The sequence below is a fragment of the Pseudomonas sp. PDM21 genome, from assembly GCF_014852505.2.
Classification (GTDB): Bacteria; Pseudomonadota; Gammaproteobacteria; order Pseudomonadales; family Pseudomonadaceae; genus Pseudomonas.
In genome coordinates, this window is sequence record NZ_CM181223.1 from 427,151 (window position 1) to 448,452 (window position 21,302).

Sequence of the window (21,302 nt, forward strand, 5' to 3'; positions counted from 1 at the left end):
TTGGGTCGCAGCCCGACGGTGGCAGGGCGCTTGCGCACTGAAATAAAAAGCGGAAAAACGACTCACCGAGATGGTAAGGGCGAACATGGAACAGCATTCCGACGGTTTGAAAGTAATGGTGATCGACGATTCCAAGACGATTCGTCGCACGGCTGAAACCCTGCTGAAGAAAGTCGGCTGCGATGTCATTACAGCCATCGACGGCTTCGACGCGCTGGCCAAGATCGCCGATACCCATCCCAGCATCATCTTCGTCGACATCATGATGCCGCGCCTGGATGGCTATCAGACCTGCGCCCTGATCAAGAACAACAGTGCATTCAAATCCACGCCGGTGATCATGCTGTCCTCCAAGGACGGCCTGTTCGACAAGGCCAAGGGTCGCATCGTCGGTTCCGATCAGTACCTCACCAAGCCCTTCAGCAAGGAAGAACTGCTCGGCGCGATCAAGACCCATGTGCCCGACTTCACCCCGGTGGAGCACGCTTCCTGAAGTCCGGCGCAAGCGCCGGTGACGCCTATTCCGTATGGGGACCACAATGGCTCGAATTCTGATTGTTGATGACTCGCCGACCGAGATGTACAAGCTGACCGCGATGCTGGAAAAGCACTCGCATCAGGTACTCAAGGCCGAAAATGGCGCCGATGGCGTGGCCCTGGCTCGCCAGGAAAAGCCCGACGTCGTCCTGATGGACATCGTCATGCCCGGCCTGAACGGCTTCCAGGCGACCCGTCAGCTGTCCAAGGACCCGGAAACCAGCGCGATTCCGGTGATCATCGTCACCACCAAGGACCAGGAGACCGACAAGGTCTGGGGCAAGCGCCAGGGCGCTCGCGACTACCTGACCAAGCCGGTGGACGAAGAAACACTGCTCAAGACCATCAATTCGGTACTGGCCGGCTGATACAGCTGTCCAGTACGTACAAAACATAATTATTAGAGAAGGCCAGGGCCGGCATGGCGGAAGTCCAGAGTCCTTTCGAGGTTCTCGTCCAGATCGATCAGCGCTGTCGTCAGCTGGCCGCGGGTCTGCCCGCGCAGCGCGAGGTGGTGCAGAGCTGGAACGGCATCGGCTTTCGCATGGCTGGGCGCCTGTTCGTGGCGCCCATGGGGGAGGTCGGCGAGGTTCTTCATGAACCGCGCTACACACTGCTGCCCGGTGTCCGTGACTGGGTGAAGGGGGTCGCCAACGTGCGCGGCCGCCTGTTGCCGATCATGGACCTGTGCGGTTTCCTCGGCGCGGAGCTTTCGCCTCTGCGCAAGCAACGGCGCGTGCTCGTCGTGGAATACCAGGAAGTCTTCGCCGGCCTCATCGTCGATGAGGTGTTCGGCATGCAGCACTTCCCGGTGGACACCTTCTCCGAGCAGTTGCCGCCGCTGGAAGCGGTCCTGCAGCCCTTTATCCATGGCGTCTTCCATCGGGAGCAACCCTGGCTCGTGTTCAGTCCGCATGCGCTGGCTCAGCACCCGGGGTTCCTGGACGTCGCCAGCTAGAGTTTGACCGGTTGGGCCGGCATTGCCGGCCCTTGTTGTGACATGGAAACCGTAATCGTGGTGGGTCCAGGCGGGGGCCGAATATGAAAAATATAAAGGCAGGCAGTCTTTTTTCGGGTGCGCGTAGCAGCTCGCTGATCCTCGGACTCTTCGTGGTCCTGATCGTGGCGATCGTCTTGCTGTTCGCCAACTTCGCTTACCTCAACACCCAGGCGAACCACGACAAACAGTACATCGGCCATGCCGGCGAACTGCGCGTGCTGTCCCAGCGTATCGCCAAGAACGCCACGGAAGCCGCGGCGGGCAAGGCGGAGGCGTTCAAGCTGCTGAAAGAAGCACGCAACGACTTCGAGAAGCGCTGGAACATCCTCTCCAAGGGTGACGAGAGCACCGGCCTGCCGCCGAGCCCGGATTCGGTACAACCGCAGATGGCGGATGTACAGAAGGACTGGGACACCCTGCGCAAGAACGCCGACTCCATCCTCGCCAGCGAACAGACCGTACTGTCCCTGCACCAGGTAGCCGCGACCCTCGCCGAAACCATCCCGCAGCTGCAGGTGGAGTACGAAGAGGTCGTCGACATCCTGCTGGAAAACGGCGCCCCGGCCGACCAGGTTGCGGTAGCCCAGCGCCAGTCGCTGCTGGCCGAACGTATCCTCGGCTCGGTGAACAAGGTGCTCGCCGGTGACGAGAACTCCGTGCAGGCCGCCGACAGCTTCGGCCGTGACGCCAGCCTCTTCGGCCGCGTACTCAAGGGCATGAAGGAAGGCAACGCGGCGATGAGCATCTCCAAGGTGACCAACGCAGAAGCGGTGGACCGCCTCAACGAGATCGCCGAGCTCTTCGAATTCGTTTCCGGCTCGGTGGACGAGATCCTCGAGACCTCCCCGGAACTGTTCCAGGTCCGTGAAGCCGCCAACACCATCTTCGGTGGCTCGCAGACCCTGCTGGACAAGGCCTCCAGCCTGGCCAGCGGCTTCGAGAACCTGACCGAAGGCCGTGTCTTCAACCAGGTCGCCAGCGCCATGCTGGGCATCATCGCCCTGGGCGCGATCATCCTCATCGGCCTGGTGATGGTGCGTGAAACCAACCGCCGACTGGCCGAGACCGCCGAGAAGAACGAACGTAACCAGGCGGCGATTCTGCGACTGCTCGACGAAATCGCCGACCTCGCCGACGGTGACCTGACGGTGGCCGCGACGGTAACCGAGGACTTCACCGGTGCGATCGCGGACTCCATCAACTACTCCATCGACCAGCTCCGCGAGCTGGTGGAAACCATCAACCTGACAGCCGTGCAGGTGGCCGCCGCCGCCCAGGAAACCCAGGCCACCGCCATGCACCTGGCCGAGGCTTCCGAGCACCAGGCCCAGGAAATCGCCGGCGCCTCCGCCGCGATCAACGAAATGGCCGTTTCCATTGACCAGGTATCGGCGAACGCCTCCGAGTCCTCGGCGGTAGCGGAACGTTCCGTAGCCATCGCCAACAAGGGCAACGAAGTGGTGCACAACACCATCACCGGCATGGACAACATCCGTGAGCAGATCCAGGACACCTCGAAGCGGATCAAACGCCTCGGTGAATCGTCCCAGGAGATCGGTGACATCGTAAGCCTCATCAACGACATTGCCGACCAGACCAACATCCTCGCCCTGAACGCAGCGATCCAGGCGTCCATGGCGGGCGACGCGGGCCGCGGCTTCGCCGTGGTAGCGGACGAAGTACAGCGCCTGGCGGAACGCTCCTCCGCTGCGACCAAGCAGATCGAGGCGCTGGTGAAGACCATTCAGACCGACACCAACGAAGCGGTGATCTCGATGGAACAGACCACCTCCGAGGTGGTCCGTGGTGCCCGCCTGGCGCAGGACGCCGGTGTGTCCCTGGAAGAGATCGAGAAGGTATCCAAGACCCTGGCAGCGTTGATCCAGAACATCTCCAACGCCGCCCGTCAGCAGGCCTCCTCCGCCGGCCACATTTCCAACACCATGAACGTGATCCAGGAGATCACCTCGCAGACCTCTGCCGGTACCACCGCCACCGCGCGCAGCATTGGTAACCTGGCCAAGATGGCCGGCGAGATGCGCCACTCCGTATCCGGCTTCAAACTGCCGGACACCGCCGAACAGGCCTGAGCAGAGGAGGTGCGCGGCTCGTAGCCGGGTAGCGCACGACAATCTTGAGCGAGGGGCGCGACATGCAGGCAAGTGGCGTCTGGTCGTTGCAGCCGTTGGCCGACATGTCGGCCGCGGACTTCCGCGACTGGCAGGCACTGTTGGAAGACCGCACCGGCGTTGTTGTCAACGAGCAACGCCGTGCCTTCCTGCAGACCAGCCTGGGCGCGCGGATGCGCGAACTGGGTATCGCCGACTACGGCACCTATTACCGCCAGGTCACCGATGGCCCGCGCGGCGCCGTCGAGTGGTCGAACCTGCTGGACCGCCTCACCGTTCAGGAAACCCGTTTCTTTCGCCACAAGGCATCTTTCGACGTGCTGGAAAGCTACCTGCTCCAGCGCCTCGAACAGGTCGGCCCGAGCCGGCCGCTGGCCTTGTGGAGCGTCGGCTGTTCCAGCGGCGAGGAGCCCTACTCCCTCGCCATGGTGGCCGCCAAGGTACTGGAAGATGCAGGTCTTGCGCCGCTGTATGGCGTGACCGGCACCGACATCAGCCTCAACGCCCTCAACCGGGCACGCGAGGCCACGTATGCGGCACGCAAGCTTGCGGATATCGACCCGGAACTGGCCATGCGCTACTTCAGCGCGCAGGATGACGGTCGATACCGTGTGATACCCGATCTCGCCGGGCGCGTCTGTTGCGCGCGGCTGAATGTGCTGGAACTGGCCAAGGCGCCAATGTCCGGCATGGACGTGATTTTTTGCCAGAACCTGCTGATCTATTTCCGCCGCTGGCGGCGGCGGGAAATCCTCAATCGCCTGGCCGAGCGGCTGGCGCCTGGGGGACTGCTGGTGATCGGAGTGGGCGAGGTTGCCGATTGGCACCACCCGCTGCTCGAACCGGTCGCCGATGAGCGCGTTCTGGCCTTTACCCGGAAGGGATGACACAGACACATGAGTGGAGTGGCTATGGGTGATCGGCACGATTATGTCGCCCTGGAATGGGTAAAAGGCGAGATTGCCGAAACGCTCAAGCAGGCGCGGCAAGCCCTCGAATCCTACGTCGAGAATCCCCAGGACCCGACGCGGATGGGCTTTTGCCTGGCCTATATCCACCAGGTGCGCGGCACTCTGCAGATGGTGGAGTTCTACGGCGCAGCCCTGCTCGCCGAAGAAATGGAGTACCTGACCCAGGCGCTGATCGACGGCACGACCTCCAGCCAGAGCGAAGCGCTGGAAGTGCTGATGCAGGCCATCCTGCAACTGCCGGCGTACCTTGAGCGCATTCAGAGCGCCCGCCGCGACCTGCCGCTGGTGGTCCTGCCGCTGCTCAACGACCTGCGCACCGCCCGTGGCGAGAAGCTGCTGTCGGAAACCAGCCTGTTCTCCCCCGATCTGTCCCGCGAATCCCCGGTATTGCCGGTGGACGCCTTGGCGCGCCTGCGCACCGCCGAACTGCCGGCGCTGCTGCGCAAGCTGCGGCAGATGCTGCAGGTCGCCCTGGTCGGCGTCATCCGCAACCAGGACCTGCCGACCAACCTGGGCTACCTGGCGCGCGTCTTCGCCCGCCTCGAATCCCTGTGCAAGGACGCCCCGCTGGGCCGCCTGTGGGTGATCGCCTCGGCGATGATCGAAGGCCTGGCCAACGGCAGCATCGCCAACGGCACCTCGGTGCGTAACCTGCTGCGCCAGGTTGATCGTGAATTCAAGCGCCTGGTCGACCAGGGCGCCGACGCCATGAACCAGCCGGCGCCGGACGAGCTGATCAAGAACCTGCTGTTCTACGTGGCCAAGGCGTCGGACCAGTCGCCGCGCGTGCGTGCGGTGAAAGACGAGTACCGCCTGGACGATGCCCTGCCGGGCGCTGCCCTGGTGGACGAGGAGCGCGCCCGTCTCGCCGGCCCCGACCGCGACGCCATGCGTTCCGTCGTTGGTGCGCTGTGCGAGGAGCTGGTGCGGGTCAAGGACAGCCTTGACCTCTTCGTGCGCAGCGACCGCAGCGGCGTGAACGAGCTGGGCAGCCTGCTGGCGCCGCTCAAGCAGATCGCCGACACCCTCGCCGTGCTGGGCTTCGGCCAGCCGCGCAAGGTCATCCTCGACCAGATCGATGTGGTCAGCGCGCTCGCCCACGGCCAGCGCCAGCCCAACGACGCCACCCTGATGGATGTCGCCGGTGCGCTGCTGTATGTCGAGGCCACCCTGGCCGGCATGGTCGGCCCGAGCGAAGAGCCGGGCCGCGAAGAGAACGTCCTGCCGACCACTGACGTCGAGCAGATCCACCAGGTGGTGATCAAGGAAGCGCGCAACGGCCTGGAACTGGCCAAGGACGCGATCATCGAGTTCATCGCCTCGCAGTGGAACCACGAGCACCTGGCCCGCGTGCCGGAGCTGCTGACGCAGGTTCGCGGCGGTCTGGCGATGATCTCCCAGGAACGTGCGGCGAAACTGCTGGAAAACTGCAATCGCTACATCCAGGAACAACTGCTTGTGCGCCAGGCCGTGCCGGACTGGCACAGCCTGGACACCCTGGCCGACGCCATCACCAGCGTCGAGTACTACCTCGAGCGCCTGTCGGAAGACCACAACACCCAGGGCGACATGATCCTCGATGTGGCCGAGGAGAGCCTGGACAGCCTGGGCTACTCGCTCAAGCCGCGCCCGTCGATCCTCGACGCCGAGCCGAGCGCCTTCGCGCCTGCTCCGCTGGACAACCCACTCGACGAGATCGACGTGCTGGCCGCCCAGCCGCTGGCCGAGCCGACCGAAGCGGTGCCGGTGGAGGAAGTCCCGGAACTGGCCGCGCCGGTGGAAATCGCCGACAGCTTCGAGTCGTCCGGCTTCGAGACCGCCGCGCTCGAGGAGCCGTCGTTCGAGCAGCCTTCCTCCATGGCTTCTCTGGAAGAGCTCGCTCCTCCGGAAGAACGGGCCCCCGTTGAACAGCCAGCCCCGGTCGAAGAACCGATCCTCGGCCTGGCCGACTTTGACGCGCCGCAACCCGTCGCTGAAAACGCAGAGAGCTTCACGTTCGAACCCCTGGAGCCGCTCGCTGAGCCTGCTGCCGCAGAAGAGCCTGCGCTGCTGGCCGACGTCGACCTCCCGGCGGAGCCCGAAGCCCGGACTGCCAGCGAAGCCGAATCCAGCTTCACCTTCGAATCCCTGGAACTGGACTCCGGCCTGCAGGCCGCTGAACCGTCCGCGGAACTGGGCGCCTGGACCCTGGACGAGGTCGAGCCGCTGGCCGCCGCTACCGAACCGAGCGCGCCGACCGCCACTTTGGAGCCGGAAAGCCTCAGCTGGGACATCGAGCTGGAGCCGGCTGCACCGCTCACCGACACCACCCTGGCCGACGAAGGCTGGTCGCTGGACGACAGCCACAAGGCCGACAGCATCGAGTTCAGCCTCGAAACGCTGGATGAAGCTCCCAGCCAACCGCTGGCCGATGAGCTGAGCTGGAACCTGGACGAAGCCGCCCCGCTGGCCGAGGCGCCGCGCTTCGACGAGCCGGCTCCGGCGGAGGCCGTCGTTGCCGAGCAGTCCTGGGAAGCCCTGGACCTGTCCACCGCGCCGAGCGAAACCCCGGCAACCCCGGAGCTGGTCGAAGACTTCGCCAGCCTGCCGTCGCTGGAGGCCGCTCCGGCCCCGGTGGACGAGCTGAGCTGGGACATGGAAGCGCTCACCCCGGCTGGCGAGAAGCCTGCAGAGGAAGACTGGTTCAGCGTCGACCTGACCCAGCCGGCTGCCGAGTCGCCTGCGCCTTCCCTGGAACTGGACGAAAACTTCGCCAGCCTGGAAGCACTCGAACCCGCGCCGCTGGCGACCCTGGAATCCCTGGACGACCTGAGCTTCGACGCCCAACCGGCCACTGATGAGCCGTCCACCGCGCCAGTCGCGCTGGTCAGCGATGACAACTGGACCTTGGGCGAACTGAGCGAGCCGACCGCGCTGGACGCCGGCGTCGACCTCAGCCTCGACGCGCCGCTGCAGCTGGAAACGCTGGAGTCGCTGGCCGAAGCTGAAACTCCTGCCCTCCAGGCCGAAGCCTGGAGCGACGAGAACATCGCCGACCTGGACCTGCCGGAAGTCGAACTGCCCAGCCCGCCGGCCGAGCCCGAGCCGGTCGCCGAGGCACCGGCCAAGCCGCTGTCCCTGGCCGAAGTCATGGCTGCGCCGGTCCAGGCGATCAACCCGCCTGCCCAGGACGTGCCGCCCAGCCTGCTGCCGCCGCCCGCCGACGAAGAACCGATCGACGAAGAGCTGCGCGAGGTCTTCATCGAAGAAGCCGGTGAAGTTCTGGAAACCATCGGTGAGCACCTGCCGACCTGGCTGGCCAGCACCGATGATCGCGACTCGCTGACCGAAATCCGCCGCGCCTTCCACACCCTCAAGGGCAGTGGCCGGATGGTCCGCGCGCTGGTGATCGGCGAGCTGGCCTGGTCCATCGAGAACCTGCTCAACCGCGTGCTCGACCGCAGCATCGCCGCCTCGCCTGCCGTGCTGCAGGTGGTGCAGGACGTGGTCGCGCTGATGCCCGAGCTGGTCGACGAATACGCCGCCAGCGCCCAGCGCCAGCGTGACGATGTCGACCGTCTGGCCGCCACCGCCCACGCATTGGCCAAGGGACAGCCGGTACCGCCGCCGGGTGGCGGGTTGCCGGAATCGGCCCCGCAGGACGAGGACATCACCCCCGAGCTGGCTGAAGTCGAAGAGATTGCCGCGCAGGCAGCCAATGAGGGGCTCGACGAGAGCCTCGACCCGCAGTTGCTGGAGATCTTCCGCAATGAAGCGGAAGCCCATCTGGAAACTCTGGTCGGCTTCCTCGCCGATTGCGCGCAACAGCTGCCGCAGCCGGTGACCGACGACCTGCAGCGCGCCCTGCACACGCTCAAGGGCAGCGCGCACATGGCCGGCATCCTGCCGATCGCCGAAATCGCCACGCCGCTGGAGCGGCTGGTGAAGGAATTCAAGACCAACCTGTTGCAGGTCGACCTGCGCGAGGCCGAGCTGCTGCACGCCGCCGAAGGCCTGTTCCGTGTCGGTCTCGACCAGCTCGTCGAAGGCCGCCCGCTGGCGCCCATCGAGGGCAGCCCGGAGCTGCTGGCGCGCATCGCGCAGATCCACCAGGAACGCCTGGAGGCCGCCGAGGCCAAGCGTCGCGGTGAAAGCGGCGAGGGCAGCGGCAACGACCCGCAGATGATCGGCATGTTCCTCGCCGAGGGCATGGACATTCTGCTCGACGCCGAGGACCTGCTGCGCCGCTGGCGTGAACACCCGCAGGAGCGCCAGGAGCTGGGCGCCCTCTACGACGAGCTGGAAACCCTCAGCCGTGGCGCGCAGATGGCCGAGCTGCCGCAGATGGCGGAACTCGCCGATGCGCTGCTGGCGGTCTACGGCGCCGTGCGCCAGGGTCGCCTGGAAACCGGCGATGCCTTCTTCTCCGCCGCCGAAACCGCCCACGAGGCGCTGATCGGCATGATGGACCAGGTGGCTGCGGCCCTGCAGGTCAGCGCCCGCCCGGAACAGGTCGAAGCGCTGCATCGTTTGCTGGACGCCCCGGTCGCCGCACCGCAAGAGCCTGCGAACGACCTGCAGGACGCCACCGACATCGAGTTCGTCGACCTGGAAAGCCTCACCGCCGAGGACTTCCCGGCCGAGGACGAGGAGTTCCTGCTCGACAGCCGCCCGGTGGACGACGACAACCTGCCCGACGGCCTGAGCTGGTCGCCGCGCAACGCCAATGATGGCGCCCCGCGCGGCGCCGCCGATGATGACGACGATGACGTCATCACCGCCGAGACCCCGCATGCCCATCCCGCCCCGCAGCAACCGCCGCGGGCGCTGGACGAGGAAATGGTGGCGATCTTCCTTGAAGAGGCCGTCGATATTCTGGATAACGCCGGCCAGGCGCTGGACCAGTGGCTGGCCTCGCCCGAAGGCCTCGCCGCGCTCTCGACCTTGCAGCGCGACCTGCACACCCTCAAGGGTGGCGCGCGCATGGCGGAAATCCGCGAGATCGGCGACCTGTCCCACGAACTCGAATCGCTTTACGAAGGCCTGCTGGATCATCGTTTCCAGCACAGCCAGCCGCTAGGTGACCTGCTGCGTACCTGCCACGACCGTCTGGCGACCCAGCTCGACCAGTTGCAGGCCGGCCAGGCGCTGACCGATCCAGCCGATCTGGTGCAGACCATCCGCACCTTCCGCCAGAACCCGGCCGCCGGCCTGAACCTGCCGCAGGCCGTGGCCGCGCAGCAGGACGCCGTGGCCGAGCAGGACGAAACCCTCGAGCTGCCGCCAGTTATCGAAGACGCCATCGAGCTGGAGCTGCCCGCCGAGGTGGCGCCGGAAGCCGAAGTGGCCGACGAGCTCGAAGCAACTGAGGCTGAGGCCAGCGATCTCGAAAGCATCGATCTCGAGAGCAGCGAGCCGGAGCTGGAAGTCACGGCGCAGGACCTCGACCTGCAGGCCTTCCTCGAAGCTGCCGAAACCGAGGTCGCCGGAGTGCAGCCGGCCGAGCCGGAAGCTGCTGTTCCTGAAGCCTCGGGCGTACAGGACAGCGAGTACGAGCTGAACGAAGACCGCGACCAGGAACTGGTGGAAATCTTCCTCGAGGAAGGTTTCGACATCCTCGAAAGCTCCTCCGGTGCCCTGCACCGCTGGATGGAAAACCCCGACAACAGCGTCGAGCTGGAAGCGCTGCAACGCGACCTGCACACCCTCAAGGGCGGCGCGCGGATGGCCGAGATCCGCCCCATCGGCGATCTCTCCCACGAACTGGAATTCCTCTACGAAGGCCTCTGCGGCGGACGTCTGCGCGCGAGCCCGACACTCTTCGAGCTGCTGCAGCGCTGCCACGACCGTCTCGCCGAGATGCTCGAAGCGGTCCAGCAGCATCGCCGGATTCCGGGAGGTGAATCGCTGATCGACGCGATCCACCGATTTCGTGCCAACCCCGAAGAACAACTGAGCATCCCCAGCAGCGTCAGCCTGCACGCGATCAGCTCCACCCATGCCGTGCCGGAAGGCCCGGAAGCCGACATCCTGGATATCTTCCTGGAAGAGGCCGACGACCTGCTCGAAGCCATGGAACAGGCCCTGGGCCGCTGGGACGCCGAGCGCGAGAACGGTGCGCTCGACGAGCTGCTGCGCATTCTCCACACCCTCAAGGGCGGTGCGCGCCTGGCTGGCCAGACCAGCCTGGGCGACCTGGCCCACGACCTCGAACAGCACCTGGGTGAAGCCCAGCAGCAGGGCGCGCCGTGGCCGGAAAGCCTGCTGATGGACGCGCAGTCCGGCTTCGAAGGCCTGCAGGCCGAAGTCGATCAGCTGCGCCTGCACCTGGGTGAGGTCGAGAGCGCCGAAAGCCAGCCTGAAGACATCGCCGAGGAACCGGTTGCCGAACAACCGGCTCCGGTGAACCTGCCAGCCTTGCCGGAAGCCATCATGGCCGCAGCCGTGCCGCAGCGCATCGATGCGCCGGTGGTGTTGCCCTTCGTCCGCCGTGCCCAGGAAGCTGCCCAGGAAGCCGCCGCGCGTCGTGCGCCGCAGGAACTGGTGAAGGTGCCCGCACAACTGCTCGAAGGCCTGGTCAACCTCGCCGGTGAGACCTCGATCTTCCGTGGTCGCGTCGAGCAGCAGGTGAGCGACGTCGGTTCGACACTGGGCGAGATGGACGCCACCATCGAGCGGGTCCGCGACCAGCTGCGCCGTCTCGATACCGAAACCCAGGCGCAGATCCTCTCGCGCCACCAGGCCGACGCCGAGCGCGCCGGCTACGAAGAATTCGACCCGCTGGAAATGGACCGCTACTCGCAGCTGCAGCAGCTTTCGCGCGCACTGTTCGAGTCCGCTTCCGACTTGTTCGACCTCAAGGAAACCCTGGCCGCCAAGAACCGCGACGCCGAGACGCTGCTGCTGCAACAGGCGCGGGTTAACACCGAGCTGCAGGAAGGCCTGATGCGCACCCGCATGGTGCCCTTCGACCGCCTGGTGCCACGCCTGCGCCGGATCGTCCGTCAGGTGGCGAGCGAGCTGGGCAAGCAGGTCGAGTTCGTGGTCAGCAACGCCGAAGGCGAAATGGACCGTACCGTGCTCGAACGCATCGTCGCGCCGCTGGAGCACATGCTGCGCAACGCGGTTGACCACGGCATCGAGTCTGGCGAGGCGCGCCGCATTGCCGGCAAGGCCGAGCAGGGCACCATCCGCCTGACCCTGGGCCGCGAGGGTGGCGACATCCTCCTGACCCTCGCCGACGACGGTGCCGGCATCCGCCTCGAAGCAGTTCGCCGCAAGGCCATCGAGCGTGGCCTGATGACCGACGACAGCGAGCTGAACGACCACGAGGTGCTGCAGTTCATCCTCGAAGCTGGCTTCAGTACCGCCGAGAAGGTCACGCAGATTTCCGGCCGTGGCGTGGGCATGGATGTGGTGAACTCCGAGGTGAAGCAGCTCGGCGGCTCCATGAGCATCCACTCCAGCATCGGCGAAGGCACCCGCTTCGACATTCGCCTGCCGTTCACCGTGTCGGTGAACCGCGCGCTGATGGTGCTCTCCGGCGAAGACCTCTACGCTCTGCCGCTGAACACCATCGAAGGTATCGTGCGGGTCTCCCCGTACGAGCTGGAAGCCCTCTACGAGCAGGCTGCCGCCGACGAGACCGGCGCCGCGCCGAGCTTCGAATACGCGGGCCAGAGCTATGAACTGAAGTACCTGGGCGACCTGCTCAACAATGGCCAGCATCCCAAGCTGGTCGGGCAGTCGCTGCCGCTGCCGGTGATCCTCGTGCGCTCGGCGGACCACGCCGTGGCAGTGCAGGTGGATGCCCTGGCGGGCTCGCGCGAGATCGTGGTGAAGAGCCTCGGTGCGCAGTTCGCCGGCGTCAGCGGCATCTCCGGTGCGACCATCCTGGGTGACGGTCGCGTGGTGGTGATTCTCGACCTGCTGGCGACCATCCGTGTGCTCCATGCGCAGCATGTCCAGCACGCCCCGCGCCGCCAGCTGGCCGGCCCGGCCGCCGCGGAGATCGAGCACCAGCGCCCGACCCTGGTCATGGTGGTGGACGACTCGGTCACCGTGCGCAAGGTCACCAGCCGCCTGCTCGAGCGCAACGGCATGAACGTGCTCACCGCCAAGGACGGGGTGGACGCCATCGCCCAGCTGCAGGAACACAAGCCGGACATCATGCTGCTGGACATCGAGATGCCGCGCATGGACGGCTTCGAGGTGGCCACCCTGGTGCGCCACGATGAACAGCTGAAGGACCTGCCGATCATCATGATTACCTCCCGTACCGGCGAGAAGCACCGCGACCGTGCCCTGGCCATCGGTGTCAACCAGTACCTGGGCAAGCCGTACCAGGAATCCGAGCTGCTGGAGAATATCCACAAGCTGGTGAAGGCCCATGTCTGAGCAGAGCACGCCGCGGATTGCGGTGATCGCCGATACCTCGCTGCAGCGCCACGTGCTGGCGCAGGCCCTGGCCGGACACGGCTACCAGGTAGTGCTCAACGCCGACCCGGCGCGCCTTGAAAGCGAGCAGCTGGACGCCTGTGAGACCGACCTGTGGCTGGTGGACCTGGCGCAGCAGGAAGATTCACCGCTGGTGGACAACCTGCTGGAACAGTCGCGGGTGCCCGTGCTGTTCGGCGAAGGCCACGCGCCGGAGCGGCATTCCGAACATTACCCACGCTGGGAACGCCGGCTGGTGTCCAAGCTGCGCAAGCTGGTGGGCGACCCCAGCGCCGGCGTCGGCCGCAGCCTGGCTGCGCTGCTCGACGAAGCGCAGCGCCCGACCCGCGTGACGCTGCCCGATGACCTCGCGGCTTCCCCGCTCAAGGCCGGTGAACCAGCTGCGCAGGTCTGGCTGCTGGCCGCTTCGCTGGGTGGCCCGGCGGCGGTGAAGACCTTCCTCGATGCCCTGCCCGGCGGCCTGCCGGTGGGCTTCCTGTATGCCCAGCACATCGACGCTGCCTTCGAGGCCAACCTGCCGCAAGCGGTCGGCCGCCACAGCCAGTGGCACGTCAACTCCGTGCGCGACGGCGACCCGGTGCGTTGCGGCGAAGTCGTGGTGGTGCCGATCTCCCGCGAACTGGGCTTCGATGACTCGGCACGCATGCGCGTGGAAGATCGCAGCTGGCCCGAGCCCTACAGCCCGTCCATTGACCAGATGATGCTCAACCTCGCCCAGCAGTACGGTGAGCGTTGCGGCGTGATCGTGTTCAGCGGCATGTGCAGCGACGGCAGCGCCGCCGCGGCCTACGTGCGCCGCCAGGGCGCGCCGATCTGGACCCAGCGCGCCGATAGCTGCGCCTGCTCCAGCATGCCCGACAGCCTGCGCGAAGGCGGCTACAGCCTCTTCACCGGCGACCCGCGCGAGCTCGCGGCGGCGCTGGTCAATCACCTTGCCGAACAATGCGTCGGCGCAGTCACCCAGTGAGATAAGGCCCGATGAGTGATCTCCCCGTCGCCAATGCCGGCGTTGCCAATAGCGCGGTTGCCAATGCTACCGCGGCCAACGCCGCCCCCAGCAGCCTGACCGCGCTGCTGGTGCCGCTGGCCGACCGCAACCTGCTGTTGCCCAACGTGGCGGTGGCCGAGCTGATCACCTACCGTGCCCCGCACCCGGTGGACGGCCTGCCGTCCTGGTACCTGGGCCAGGTGGCCTGGCGCGACCTGCGCCTGCCGCTGCTGTCCTTCGAGGCGGCCTCCGACGGCCAGGCCGAAGTCAGCCCCGGCGCGCGGGTGATCGTGGTCAACGCCCTGGGCGGGCGACCCAACGTGAAATTCTTCGCCCTGCTGGTGCAGGGCATCCCACGTTCGGTGAAAGTTGGCAGTGATCTCAAGCGCGCCGACGTGCCGCTGGCGCCGCTGGAGCTGGACGCGGTTGACCTGGGGGACGCCCAGGCGCGCATCCCCGACCTGGCCGCGCTGGAGCAGAAGCTGGCCGACTCCGGCCTGATCTGAGCCCGCCATGACCGGTGGCCTGCGCCTTGCCCAGCTGGGGGACCAACCCGGCTTCGAGGTCGCCGGCGCCACCCTCGGCGGCCACCGTTTCGAACGCCACAGCCACGACGAATTCGTCATCAGCGCCAACCTGCGCGGCGAGGAAAGCGTATGGCTGGATGGCCGTAGCTTCGACGCCGGCCCCGGCGCCATCACCACCTACAACCCCGGCCAGATTCAGGGCGGCGGTGTTGACGAAGGCCAGCCCTGGCAGTTCGTCAGCCTCTACATCGCGCCTGAGCAGCTGGCCACGATGCTCGGCCTGCAGCGCCTGGAGTTCGAGCGGCCCACTGACCGCCTGCCCACCCTGGCCGCTGCCCTGGCCGACGCCGTCGAGCACGTGCTGGGCGATGATGCCTTCGTTCGCCAGCGTGGCGAGGAACGCCTGACGCTGCTGCTGGCCGAGATCGCCCGTGCCATGGGCGTGCGCCTGCCGCAGGAAAGTCTGGAGAATGGCGGCCGGATTGCCGACCTGCAGGACTGGCTGGCCGCCGACCTTGCGCGACAACCCAGCCTCGACGAAATGGCCGCCCACCTCGGCCTGTCACGCTTCCACCTGCTGCGCAGCTTCCAGAAACAGGTCGGCCTGAGCCCCCGGCAGTGGGCCATGCAACTGCGCACCCGGCGCGCCCAGGCCTTGCTGCGCACGGGGCTGCCGGCCACTGAAGTGGCGCACGAACTGGGCTTCGCCGACCAGAGTCACCTGAACCGGCACTTCCGCGCGGCTTATGGTGTGTCGCCGGGCAACTTCCAGCGCGCCCTGCGCTGAGCAATCCGGTTCAAGTCCCGCCGCCGCTGCCCAGGCAGAATCGCGTCATCGCCTACTGGTTCGAGAGCTGATCCATGACCCTGTTCTTCGCCGCACTGCTGTTCGGCATCGTCTTCTGCCTGTCCCCCGGCGCGGTCCTCGCCGAAACCTTGCGCCGTGGCCTGAAGGGCGGCTTCCGCCCGGCGCTGCTGGTGCAGTTCGGCTCCCTGATCGGTGACGCGGTGTGGGCGCTGATCGGCCTCACCGGACTGGCGCTGCTGCTGGGCCACGAGACCTTGCGCCTGCCGCTGACCCTGGCCAGCGCGGCCTATCTGGCCTGGCTGGGTGTGCAGAGCCTGCTGGATGCTCGCCAGGTCGGCCTGGCGGAGGAGGGCGACAGCGGCGAACACAATGCCGGGGCTTTCGCATCCGGGGCCATGCTGTCGTTGTCGAACCCGAAGAACATCGTCTACTGGGGCGCGCTGGGAGGTGCCATGGCCGGGCTGGTGGACGGCGTGCCGTCGCTGGCCGATTCGCTGGTGTTCTTCGCCGGCTTCATGACCGCCTCGGTGCTCTGCTGCTTCCTCTGCGCGGCACTGGTGGACTGGCTGCGGCGCAACGCTTCACCGCGCTGGCATCGGGTCAGCCATGCGCTGTGCGGGGTGGTACTGCTGGTGCTGGCGGGGTTGGCGTTGCGGGGTGTCTGAGTCGCCGAAGCCGTTAGAAATCCCCCCAAAGCTGCTGCGCTACGCTCAGCGCAACCACCGGAGCAGTCTCGGTGCGCAATACGCGCGGGCCGAGGCGGGCAGCGTGGAATCCGGCGCTCTTGGCCTGCTCCACCTCCGCATCGCTCAAGCCGCCTTCCGGGCCGATCAGGAAGGCCAGGCTGGAGGGCTTGTCATGACTGGTCAGCGGTTCGGCCACCGGGTGCAGCACCAGCTTGAGCTGTGCTTGGCAGCTCTCCAGCCAGTCGGCGAGGGTGACCGGCGCATTGAGCACCGGCAGCACCGAGCGGCCGCATTGCTCGCAGGCGCTGATCGCCACTTGGCGCCAGTGGGCCATGCGCTTGTCGGCGCGTTCGTCCTTCAGGCGCACTTCGCAGCGCTCGCTGACGATCGGGGTGATCTCGCTGGCGCCCAGTTCGGTGGCCTTCTGGATCGCCCAGTCCATGCGCTCGCCGCGGGACAGGCCCTGGCCCAGATGGATGTGCAGCGGCGATTCGGCCTGGCCGGCAAAGGATTCGCGCAGTTCCACGCGGACGTTCTTCTTGCCGACCTCGATCAGTTCGCCCAGGTATTCGTGGCCGGAGCCGTCGAACAGCTGCACGGCGTCGCCGGCCGAGTGCCGGAGCACGCGGCCGATGTAGTGGGCCTGGGCTTCGGGCAGCTCATGCTGGCCGAGGGAGAGTGGGGCGTCGATGAAGAAGCGGGAGAGGCGCATGGCGATGTCGAACTGATGGGGGAAAGCGGCAAGCTTAAAGCTTTCGGCCTGCCGCTTGTAGCCGATCAGCCCGGATCGCGATGCTCGGGGAAGCGTTCGCTGACCGCCACGCTCACGCTGTCGCGGGTGGCGATATCGATGCCTTCGCTGGCGACCTCGGCGAGGAAGTCGATCTGCTCGGGGGTGATGATGTACGGCGGCAGGAAGTACACCACGCTGCCCAGCGGGCGCAGCAGCGCTCCGCGCTCCAGGCCGTGCTGGAAGACCTTCAGGCCGCGACGCTCCTGCCACGGGTAGGGCGTCCTGCTGGCCTTGTCCTGGACCATCTCGATGGCGAGGATCATGCCGGTCTGGCGGATTTCCGAGACGTGCGGGTGGTCGGCCAGGTGCGCGGTGGCGCTGGCCATGCGTGCCGCCAGGGCCTTGTTGGCCTCGATGACGTTGTCCTGCTCGAAGATGTCCAGGGTCGCCAGGGCGGCGGCGCAGGCCAGCGGGTTGCCGGTGTAGGTGTGCGAGTGGAGGAAGGCGCGCAGGGTGGCGTAGTCGTCGTAGAAGGCCTGGTAGACCTTGTCGGTGGTAAGCACCGCGCTCATTGCCAGGTAGCCGCCGGTCAGCGCCTTGGACAGCACGAGGAAGTCCGGGGTGATGCCGGCCTGCTCGCAGGCGAACATCGTACCGGTGCGGCCGAAGCCGACGGCGATCTCGTCGTGGATCAGGTGTACGCCGTAGCGGTCGCAGGCCTCGCGCAGCAGCTTGAGGTAGACCGGGTGGTACATGCGCATGCCGCCGGCGCCCTGCACCAGCGGCTCGACGATCACCGCCGCGACTTCTTTATGGTGCTGCTCCAGCGCCTGCTCCATGGCGGCGAACATCGTCCGTGAGTGTTCTTCCCAGCTCACGCCTTCGGGGCGCAGGTAGCAGTCGGGGGTCGGCACCTTGATGGTGTCCATCAGCAGCGACTTGTAGGTCTCGGTGAACAGCGCGACGTCGCCCACCGACATCGCCGCCACGGTTTCGCCGTGGTAGCTGTTGGTCAGGGTGATGAAGCGCTTCTTCTCCGGCTGGCCGAGGTTGTGCCAGTAGTGGTAGCTCATCTTCAGCGCCACTTCGATGCCGGCCGAGCCGCTGTCGGCGTAGAACACCCGGGAGAAGCCGGCCGGTGCCAGGCGCAGCAGGCGCTCGGACAGCTCGATCACCGGCTGGTGGCTGAAACCGGCGAGGATCACGTGCTCCAGCTGGTCCACCTGGTCCTTGATGCGCTGGTTGATGCGCGGGTTGGCGTGGCCAAAGACGTTGACCCACCAAGAGCTGACCGCGTCCATGTAGCGCTTGCCTTCGAAGTCCTCCAGCCAGATACCCTCGCCGCGGCGGATCGGGATCACCGGCAGGCGCTCGTGGTCTTTCATCTGGGTGCAGGGGTGCCACAGCACCTCGAGATCGCGCTGCATCCACTCGGCGTTCAGGCCCATGGTCTGCTCCTTGAAATAATGGCTCGTCAGACGGTCGACTCGCCCGGATCGGGCAAGCCTATTCAATGCACCTGAGATGAACAAGGACACGTCCTACGACACATGCCGTGGGCAGCCGACCAACACAGCTATTCGGCATTCGGGCGCTCACGTATGCTTCGCGCCTTTGCACCAATTCGGGGAAGTCTGGCGATGAAAATGGGATGGCTGCGCGCTGCCGCGTTGCTTGCTCTGGGGGTGTTCAGCGCAGTGGCGCTGGGCAAGGACAAACAACCGACCGCCATCGTGGTCGGCGGCGGTCTCGCCGGTCTTTCCGCAGCCTACGAGCTGCAGCAGGCGGGCTGGCAGGTCACCCTGCTGGAAGCCAAGCCGCAGGTGGGCGGTCGTTCGGGCCTGGCCACCAGCGAGTGGATCGGCAACAAGAAGGTCCAGCCGACCCTCAACGGCTACCTGGAAACCCTGAAGGTGAATTCGGTGCCGGCGCCGGAATTCGTCCGTACCCCGAGCTACCTGATCGACGGCGTCTACTACACCAGCGCCGACCTGAAGACCAAGATGCCGGCCGTCGCAGCGGACCTCGAGCGCTTCGAGAAGTCCCTGAACGAGCTGTCCGCCTCCATCGACGACCCGCTCAACCCGCTGGCGAACAAGACTCTGTTCGCCCTCGACCAGCTCACCGCCGCGCGCTGGCTGGACAAGCTGAATCTGTCGCCGACCGCGCGCCTGCTGGTCAACCAGCGCATCCGTTCGCACTACGACGAACCGTCGCGCCTGTCGCTGCTCTACCTCGCCCAGCAGGGCCGTGTGTACCGCGGCGTCGACGACCGTGACCTGCGCGCGTCGCGTCTGCCCGGCGGCAGCCAGGTGCTGGCCCAGGCCTTCGTCAAGCAGATCAAGACCATCAAGACCAACGCCAAGGTCACCTCGATCAGCCAGGATAAGGACGGCGTGACCGTCAAGGTCGGCCCCACCGGCTACACCGCCGACTACCTGGTGCTGGCCGTGCCGCTGCGCGCCCTGGGCAGCATCACCCTGACTCCGGGTCTGAACGAGAAGCAACTGGCGGCCCTCAAAGGCACCAACTACGGCTGGCGCGACCAGATCCTGATGAAGTTCAAGCGCCCGGTGTGGGACGACAAGTCGCGCCTGTCCGGCGAGATCTACAGCGACCAGGGCCTGGGCATGATCTGGGTCGAGCCCGCGACCAAGGGCGGCGCCAACGTGCTGATCAACCTGTCCGGCGACAACGCCCGCGTGATGCAGGCCTTCGGCGACCGCCAGCTCTCCGAGCAGGTGCTGATCCGCATGAACAAGTACTACCCGAAGATGCGCGGTGCCTACGACGGCTATGAAATGCGTCGCTACAGCACCGACGCCGGCACTGGCGGTTCCTACCTGGCCTTCGGTCCGGGCCAGATCAGCCGCTTCTGGCGTGTGTGGGAGACCCCGGTGTCCCGCGTGGCCTTCGCCGGCGAGCACACCGATGCACTCTACCCGGGCACCATCGAAGGCGCCCTGCGCAGCGGCAAGCGTGCCGCCAGCCAGGTCCGCGACCTCTACGCCGGCAAGACGCCGGTGCTCGAAGGCGCCTCCCTGGTGGCCGACAACAAGCCGGCCGCCAGCGACAAGCCGGCCGATGCCAAGGGCGAGAAGAAGGGCATCATGTCCTGGCTGCCGTTCTGATCGAACCCGTTCTATCCACAATGCCGGCGAAAGCCGGCATTGTCGTTTCTGGCTCTGGGACGGGCGTTTCAGACCGGACCTATCTTGTCAGTCGATGTTTCAAAGCAGATTTTTCTGCTTTTCTTCGATGGATTAACCGCTAGTCTTGAATTCCCGTTTTCAAGGATGTCGATCGATGCAATGGCGTAATTCCCCCGCTCGCTACGGACTGGTCAGCCTGTTCCTGCACTGGGGCAGTGCGCTGGTGGTCTTCGGCCTGTTCGGCCTGGGCCTGTGGATGCGCGAGCTGGACTACTACGACACCTGGTACCACCGCGCTCCGGAAATCCACAAAAGCATCGGCATCCTCCTGGCCATCGCCCTGATCGTGCGCGTGCTCTGGCGCTTCATCAGCCCGGCGCCACCGACCCCGGCCAACCACGGCCAGATGACCCGCCTGGCCACCAGGCTCGGCCACCTGGCGCTCTACGCGCTGCTGTTCGCGGTGATCATCGCCGGCTACCTGATCTCCACCGCCGAAGGCAAACCCATCAGCGTGTTCGGCTGGTTCGACGTGCCCGCCACCCTGAGCGGCATCACCGACCAGGCCGACATCGCCGGCGCCATTCACCTGTACCTGGCCTGGACCCTGGTTGTACTGGCCGTGCTGCACGCCCTGGCGGCGTTCAAACACCATTTCTTCGACCGTGATGAGACCCTGGTCCGCATGCTCGGTCGTGCCGCGAAATAACACCTCACCTCAAAGGGAGATTGCTTCAATGCTGAAGAAGACGTTCGCCGCTCTGGCGCTGGGTACCGCCCTGTTCTCCGCTGGCCAGGCCATGGCCGCGGACTACAAGATCGACAAGGAAGGCCAGCACGCCTTCATCGAGTTCCGCATCAAGCACCTGGGTTACAGCTGGCTGTATGGCCGCTTCGACGACTTCGACGGTGCCTTCACCTTCGACGAGAAGAACCCGTCCGCCGACAAGGTCAAGGTGACCATCAACACCAACAGCGTGAACTCCAACCACGCCGAGCGTGACAAGCACCTGCGCAGCGCGGACTTCCTGAACGTCTCGAAGAACCCGACCGCGACCTTCGAATCCACCGGCGTGAAGGCCGATGGCAAGAATGCCGAGATCACTGGCAACCTGACCCTGAACGGCGTGACCAAGCCGGTCACCATCAAGGCTGAACTGATCGGCCAGGGCGATGACCCGTGGGGCGGCTACCGTGCCGGCTTCCTCGGCACCACCACCCTCAAGCTGAAAGACTTCAACATCCAGCGCGATCTTGGCCCGGCTTCCCAGGAAGTCGAGCTGACCCTGTCGGTAGAAGGGGTGCGTCAGTAAGACGCAGGATTGCGAAAACGCC

15 protein-coding genes are annotated in these 21,302 nt (G+C 66.1%); 13 read left to right on the forward strand and 2 right to left on the reverse strand.

Features of this window, described 5'->3' with window-relative positions:
- Nucleotides 1-85: 85 nt before the first annotated feature.
- From pilG to IB275_RS02150, 10 genes are all read left to right on the forward strand, one after another.
- Nucleotides 86-493 carry a twitching motility response regulator PilG gene (gene pilG / locus IB275_RS02105; RefSeq protein WP_015475142.1) on the forward strand — a complete coding sequence of 136 codons (408 nt, stop codon included), beginning with the start codon at nucleotides 86-88 and terminating at the stop codon, nucleotides 491-493.
- A gap of 46 nt (nucleotides 494-539) precedes the next feature.
- Nucleotides 540-905, forward strand: coding sequence for a twitching motility response regulator PilH (gene pilH, locus IB275_RS02110; RefSeq protein WP_024766237.1), 366 nt, complete (start codon nucleotides 540-542; stop codon nucleotides 903-905).
- Nucleotides 906-958: 53 nt separating this feature from the next.
- Nucleotides 959-1,495, forward strand: a complete 537-nt coding sequence (locus IB275_RS02115) for a chemotaxis protein CheW (RefSeq protein ID WP_081519603.1) — start codon at nucleotides 959-961, stop codon at nucleotides 1,493-1,495.
- Between the two features lie 83 nt (nucleotides 1,496-1,578).
- Nucleotides 1,579-3,627 (forward strand): methyl-accepting chemotaxis protein, encoded by a 2,049-nt coding sequence (locus IB275_RS02120; protein WP_192293778.1) that lies wholly within the window; start codon nucleotides 1,579-1,581, stop codon nucleotides 3,625-3,627.
- Between the two features lie 62 nt (nucleotides 3,628-3,689).
- Nucleotides 3,690-4,553: a protein-glutamate O-methyltransferase gene (locus IB275_RS02125; RefSeq protein ID WP_192294681.1), complete on the forward strand. Its 864-nt coding sequence runs from the start codon at nucleotides 3,690-3,692 to the stop codon at nucleotides 4,551-4,553.
- Between the two features lie 24 nt (nucleotides 4,554-4,577).
- Nucleotides 4,578-13,013 (forward strand): Hpt domain-containing protein, encoded by an 8,436-nt coding sequence (locus IB275_RS02130; RefSeq protein ID WP_192318851.1) that lies wholly within the window; start codon nucleotides 4,578-4,580, stop codon nucleotides 13,011-13,013.
- Nucleotides 13,006-14,040 (forward strand): chemotaxis protein CheB, encoded by a 1,035-nt coding sequence (locus tag IB275_RS02135; RefSeq protein ID WP_192293774.1) that lies wholly within the window; start codon nucleotides 13,006-13,008, stop codon nucleotides 14,038-14,040. The genes IB275_RS02130 and IB275_RS02135 overlap by 8 nt, the downstream gene beginning before the upstream one ends.
- Before the next feature lie 11 nt (nucleotides 14,041-14,051).
- Nucleotides 14,052-14,567 (forward strand): chemotaxis protein CheW, encoded by a 516-nt coding sequence (locus IB275_RS02140; protein ID WP_225601778.1) that lies wholly within the window; start codon nucleotides 14,052-14,054, stop codon nucleotides 14,565-14,567.
- A 7-nt stretch (nucleotides 14,568-14,574) separates the two neighbouring features.
- The gene (locus IB275_RS02145) at nucleotides 14,575-15,375 is read left to right on the forward strand and encodes an AraC family transcriptional regulator (RefSeq protein ID WP_192293773.1); all 801 of its coding nucleotides are present in this window, start codon (nucleotides 14,575-14,577) and stop codon (nucleotides 15,373-15,375) included.
- Nucleotides 15,376-15,449: 74 nt separating this feature from the next.
- On the forward strand, nucleotides 15,450-16,061 hold the full coding sequence (locus tag IB275_RS02150; protein ID WP_192293771.1) for a LysE family transporter: 612 nt from the start codon (nucleotides 15,450-15,452) through the stop codon (nucleotides 16,059-16,061).
- A gap of 13 nt (nucleotides 16,062-16,074) precedes the next feature.
- Here the strand turns inward: IB275_RS02150 and IB275_RS02155 are convergent, their stop codons facing one another.
- Together IB275_RS02155 and IB275_RS02160 are read right to left on the reverse strand one after the other, a co-directional pair.
- Entirely contained in the window at nucleotides 16,075-16,794 is a 720-nt protein-coding gene (locus IB275_RS02155; RefSeq protein WP_192293769.1) for a 16S rRNA (uracil(1498)-N(3))-methyltransferase, read from the reverse strand.
- A gap of 65 nt (nucleotides 16,795-16,859) precedes the next feature.
- Nucleotides 16,860-18,263 (reverse strand): adenosylmethionine--8-amino-7-oxononanoate transaminase, encoded by a 1,404-nt coding sequence (locus IB275_RS02160; protein WP_081519611.1) that lies wholly within the window; start codon nucleotides 18,261-18,263, stop codon nucleotides 16,860-16,862.
- 192 nt (nucleotides 18,264-18,455) lie between these two features.
- On the opposite strand from IB275_RS02160, the gene IB275_RS02165 reads away from it, so the two are divergent.
- From IB275_RS02165 to IB275_RS02175, 3 genes are all read left to right on the forward strand, one after another.
- A complete protein-coding gene (locus tag IB275_RS02165; RefSeq protein ID WP_192293767.1) occupies nucleotides 18,456-19,946 on the forward strand; it encodes a flavin monoamine oxidase family protein in 1,491 nt (496 codons plus the stop codon).
- Nucleotides 19,947-20,121: 175 nt separating this feature from the next.
- A complete protein-coding gene (locus IB275_RS02170; protein WP_151189066.1) occupies nucleotides 20,122-20,676 on the forward strand; it encodes a cytochrome b in 555 nt (184 codons plus the stop codon).
- Between the two features lie 28 nt (nucleotides 20,677-20,704).
- Nucleotides 20,705-21,280 (forward strand): YceI family protein, encoded by a 576-nt coding sequence (locus IB275_RS02175; protein WP_081519614.1) that lies wholly within the window; start codon nucleotides 20,705-20,707, stop codon nucleotides 21,278-21,280.
- The last annotated feature ends 22 nt before the right edge of the window (nucleotides 21,281-21,302 follow it).

What these genes read in the sequence shown, in the direction of transcription:
- IB275_RS02175 (WP_081519614.1), top strand. Translation starts at nt 20,705, where the DNA reads ATGCTGAAGAAGACGTTCGCCGCTCTGGCGCTGGGTACCGCCCTGTTC.
- IB275_RS02130 (WP_192318851.1), top strand. Translation starts at nt 4,578, where the DNA reads ATGGGTGATCGGCACGATTATGTCGCCCTGGAATGGGTAAAAGGCGAG.
- pilG (WP_015475142.1), top strand. Translation starts at nt 86, where the DNA reads ATGGAACAGCATTCCGACGGTTTGAAAGTAATGGTGATCGACGATTCC.
- IB275_RS02145 (WP_192293773.1), top strand. Translation starts at nt 14,575, where the DNA reads ATGACCGGTGGCCTGCGCCTTGCCCAGCTGGGGGACCAACCCGGCTTC.
- IB275_RS02135 (WP_192293774.1), top strand. Translation starts at nt 13,006, where the DNA reads ATGTCTGAGCAGAGCACGCCGCGGATTGCGGTGATCGCCGATACCTCG.
- IB275_RS02125 (WP_192294681.1), top strand. Translation starts at nt 3,690, where the DNA reads ATGCAGGCAAGTGGCGTCTGGTCGTTGCAGCCGTTGGCCGACATGTCG.
- IB275_RS02155 (WP_192293769.1), bottom strand. Translation starts at nt 16,794, where the DNA reads ATGCGCCTCTCCCGCTTCTTCATCGACGCCCCACTCTCCCTCGGCCAG.
- pilH (WP_024766237.1), top strand. Translation starts at nt 540, where the DNA reads ATGGCTCGAATTCTGATTGTTGATGACTCGCCGACCGAGATGTACAAG.
- IB275_RS02140 (WP_225601778.1), top strand. Translation starts at nt 14,052, where the DNA reads ATGAGTGATCTCCCCGTCGCCAATGCCGGCGTTGCCAATAGCGCGGTT.
- IB275_RS02120 (WP_192293778.1), top strand. Translation starts at nt 1,579, where the DNA reads ATGAAAAATATAAAGGCAGGCAGTCTTTTTTCGGGTGCGCGTAGCAGC.
- IB275_RS02160 (WP_081519611.1), bottom strand. Translation starts at nt 18,263, where the DNA reads ATGGGCCTGAACGCCGAGTGGATGCAGCGCGATCTCGAGGTGCTGTGG.
- IB275_RS02150 (WP_192293771.1), top strand. Translation starts at nt 15,450, where the DNA reads ATGACCCTGTTCTTCGCCGCACTGCTGTTCGGCATCGTCTTCTGCCTG.
- IB275_RS02170 (WP_151189066.1), top strand. Translation starts at nt 20,122, where the DNA reads ATGCAATGGCGTAATTCCCCCGCTCGCTACGGACTGGTCAGCCTGTTC.
- IB275_RS02115 (WP_081519603.1), top strand. Translation starts at nt 959, where the DNA reads ATGGCGGAAGTCCAGAGTCCTTTCGAGGTTCTCGTCCAGATCGATCAG.
- IB275_RS02165 (WP_192293767.1), top strand. Translation starts at nt 18,456, where the DNA reads ATGAAAATGGGATGGCTGCGCGCTGCCGCGTTGCTTGCTCTGGGGGTG.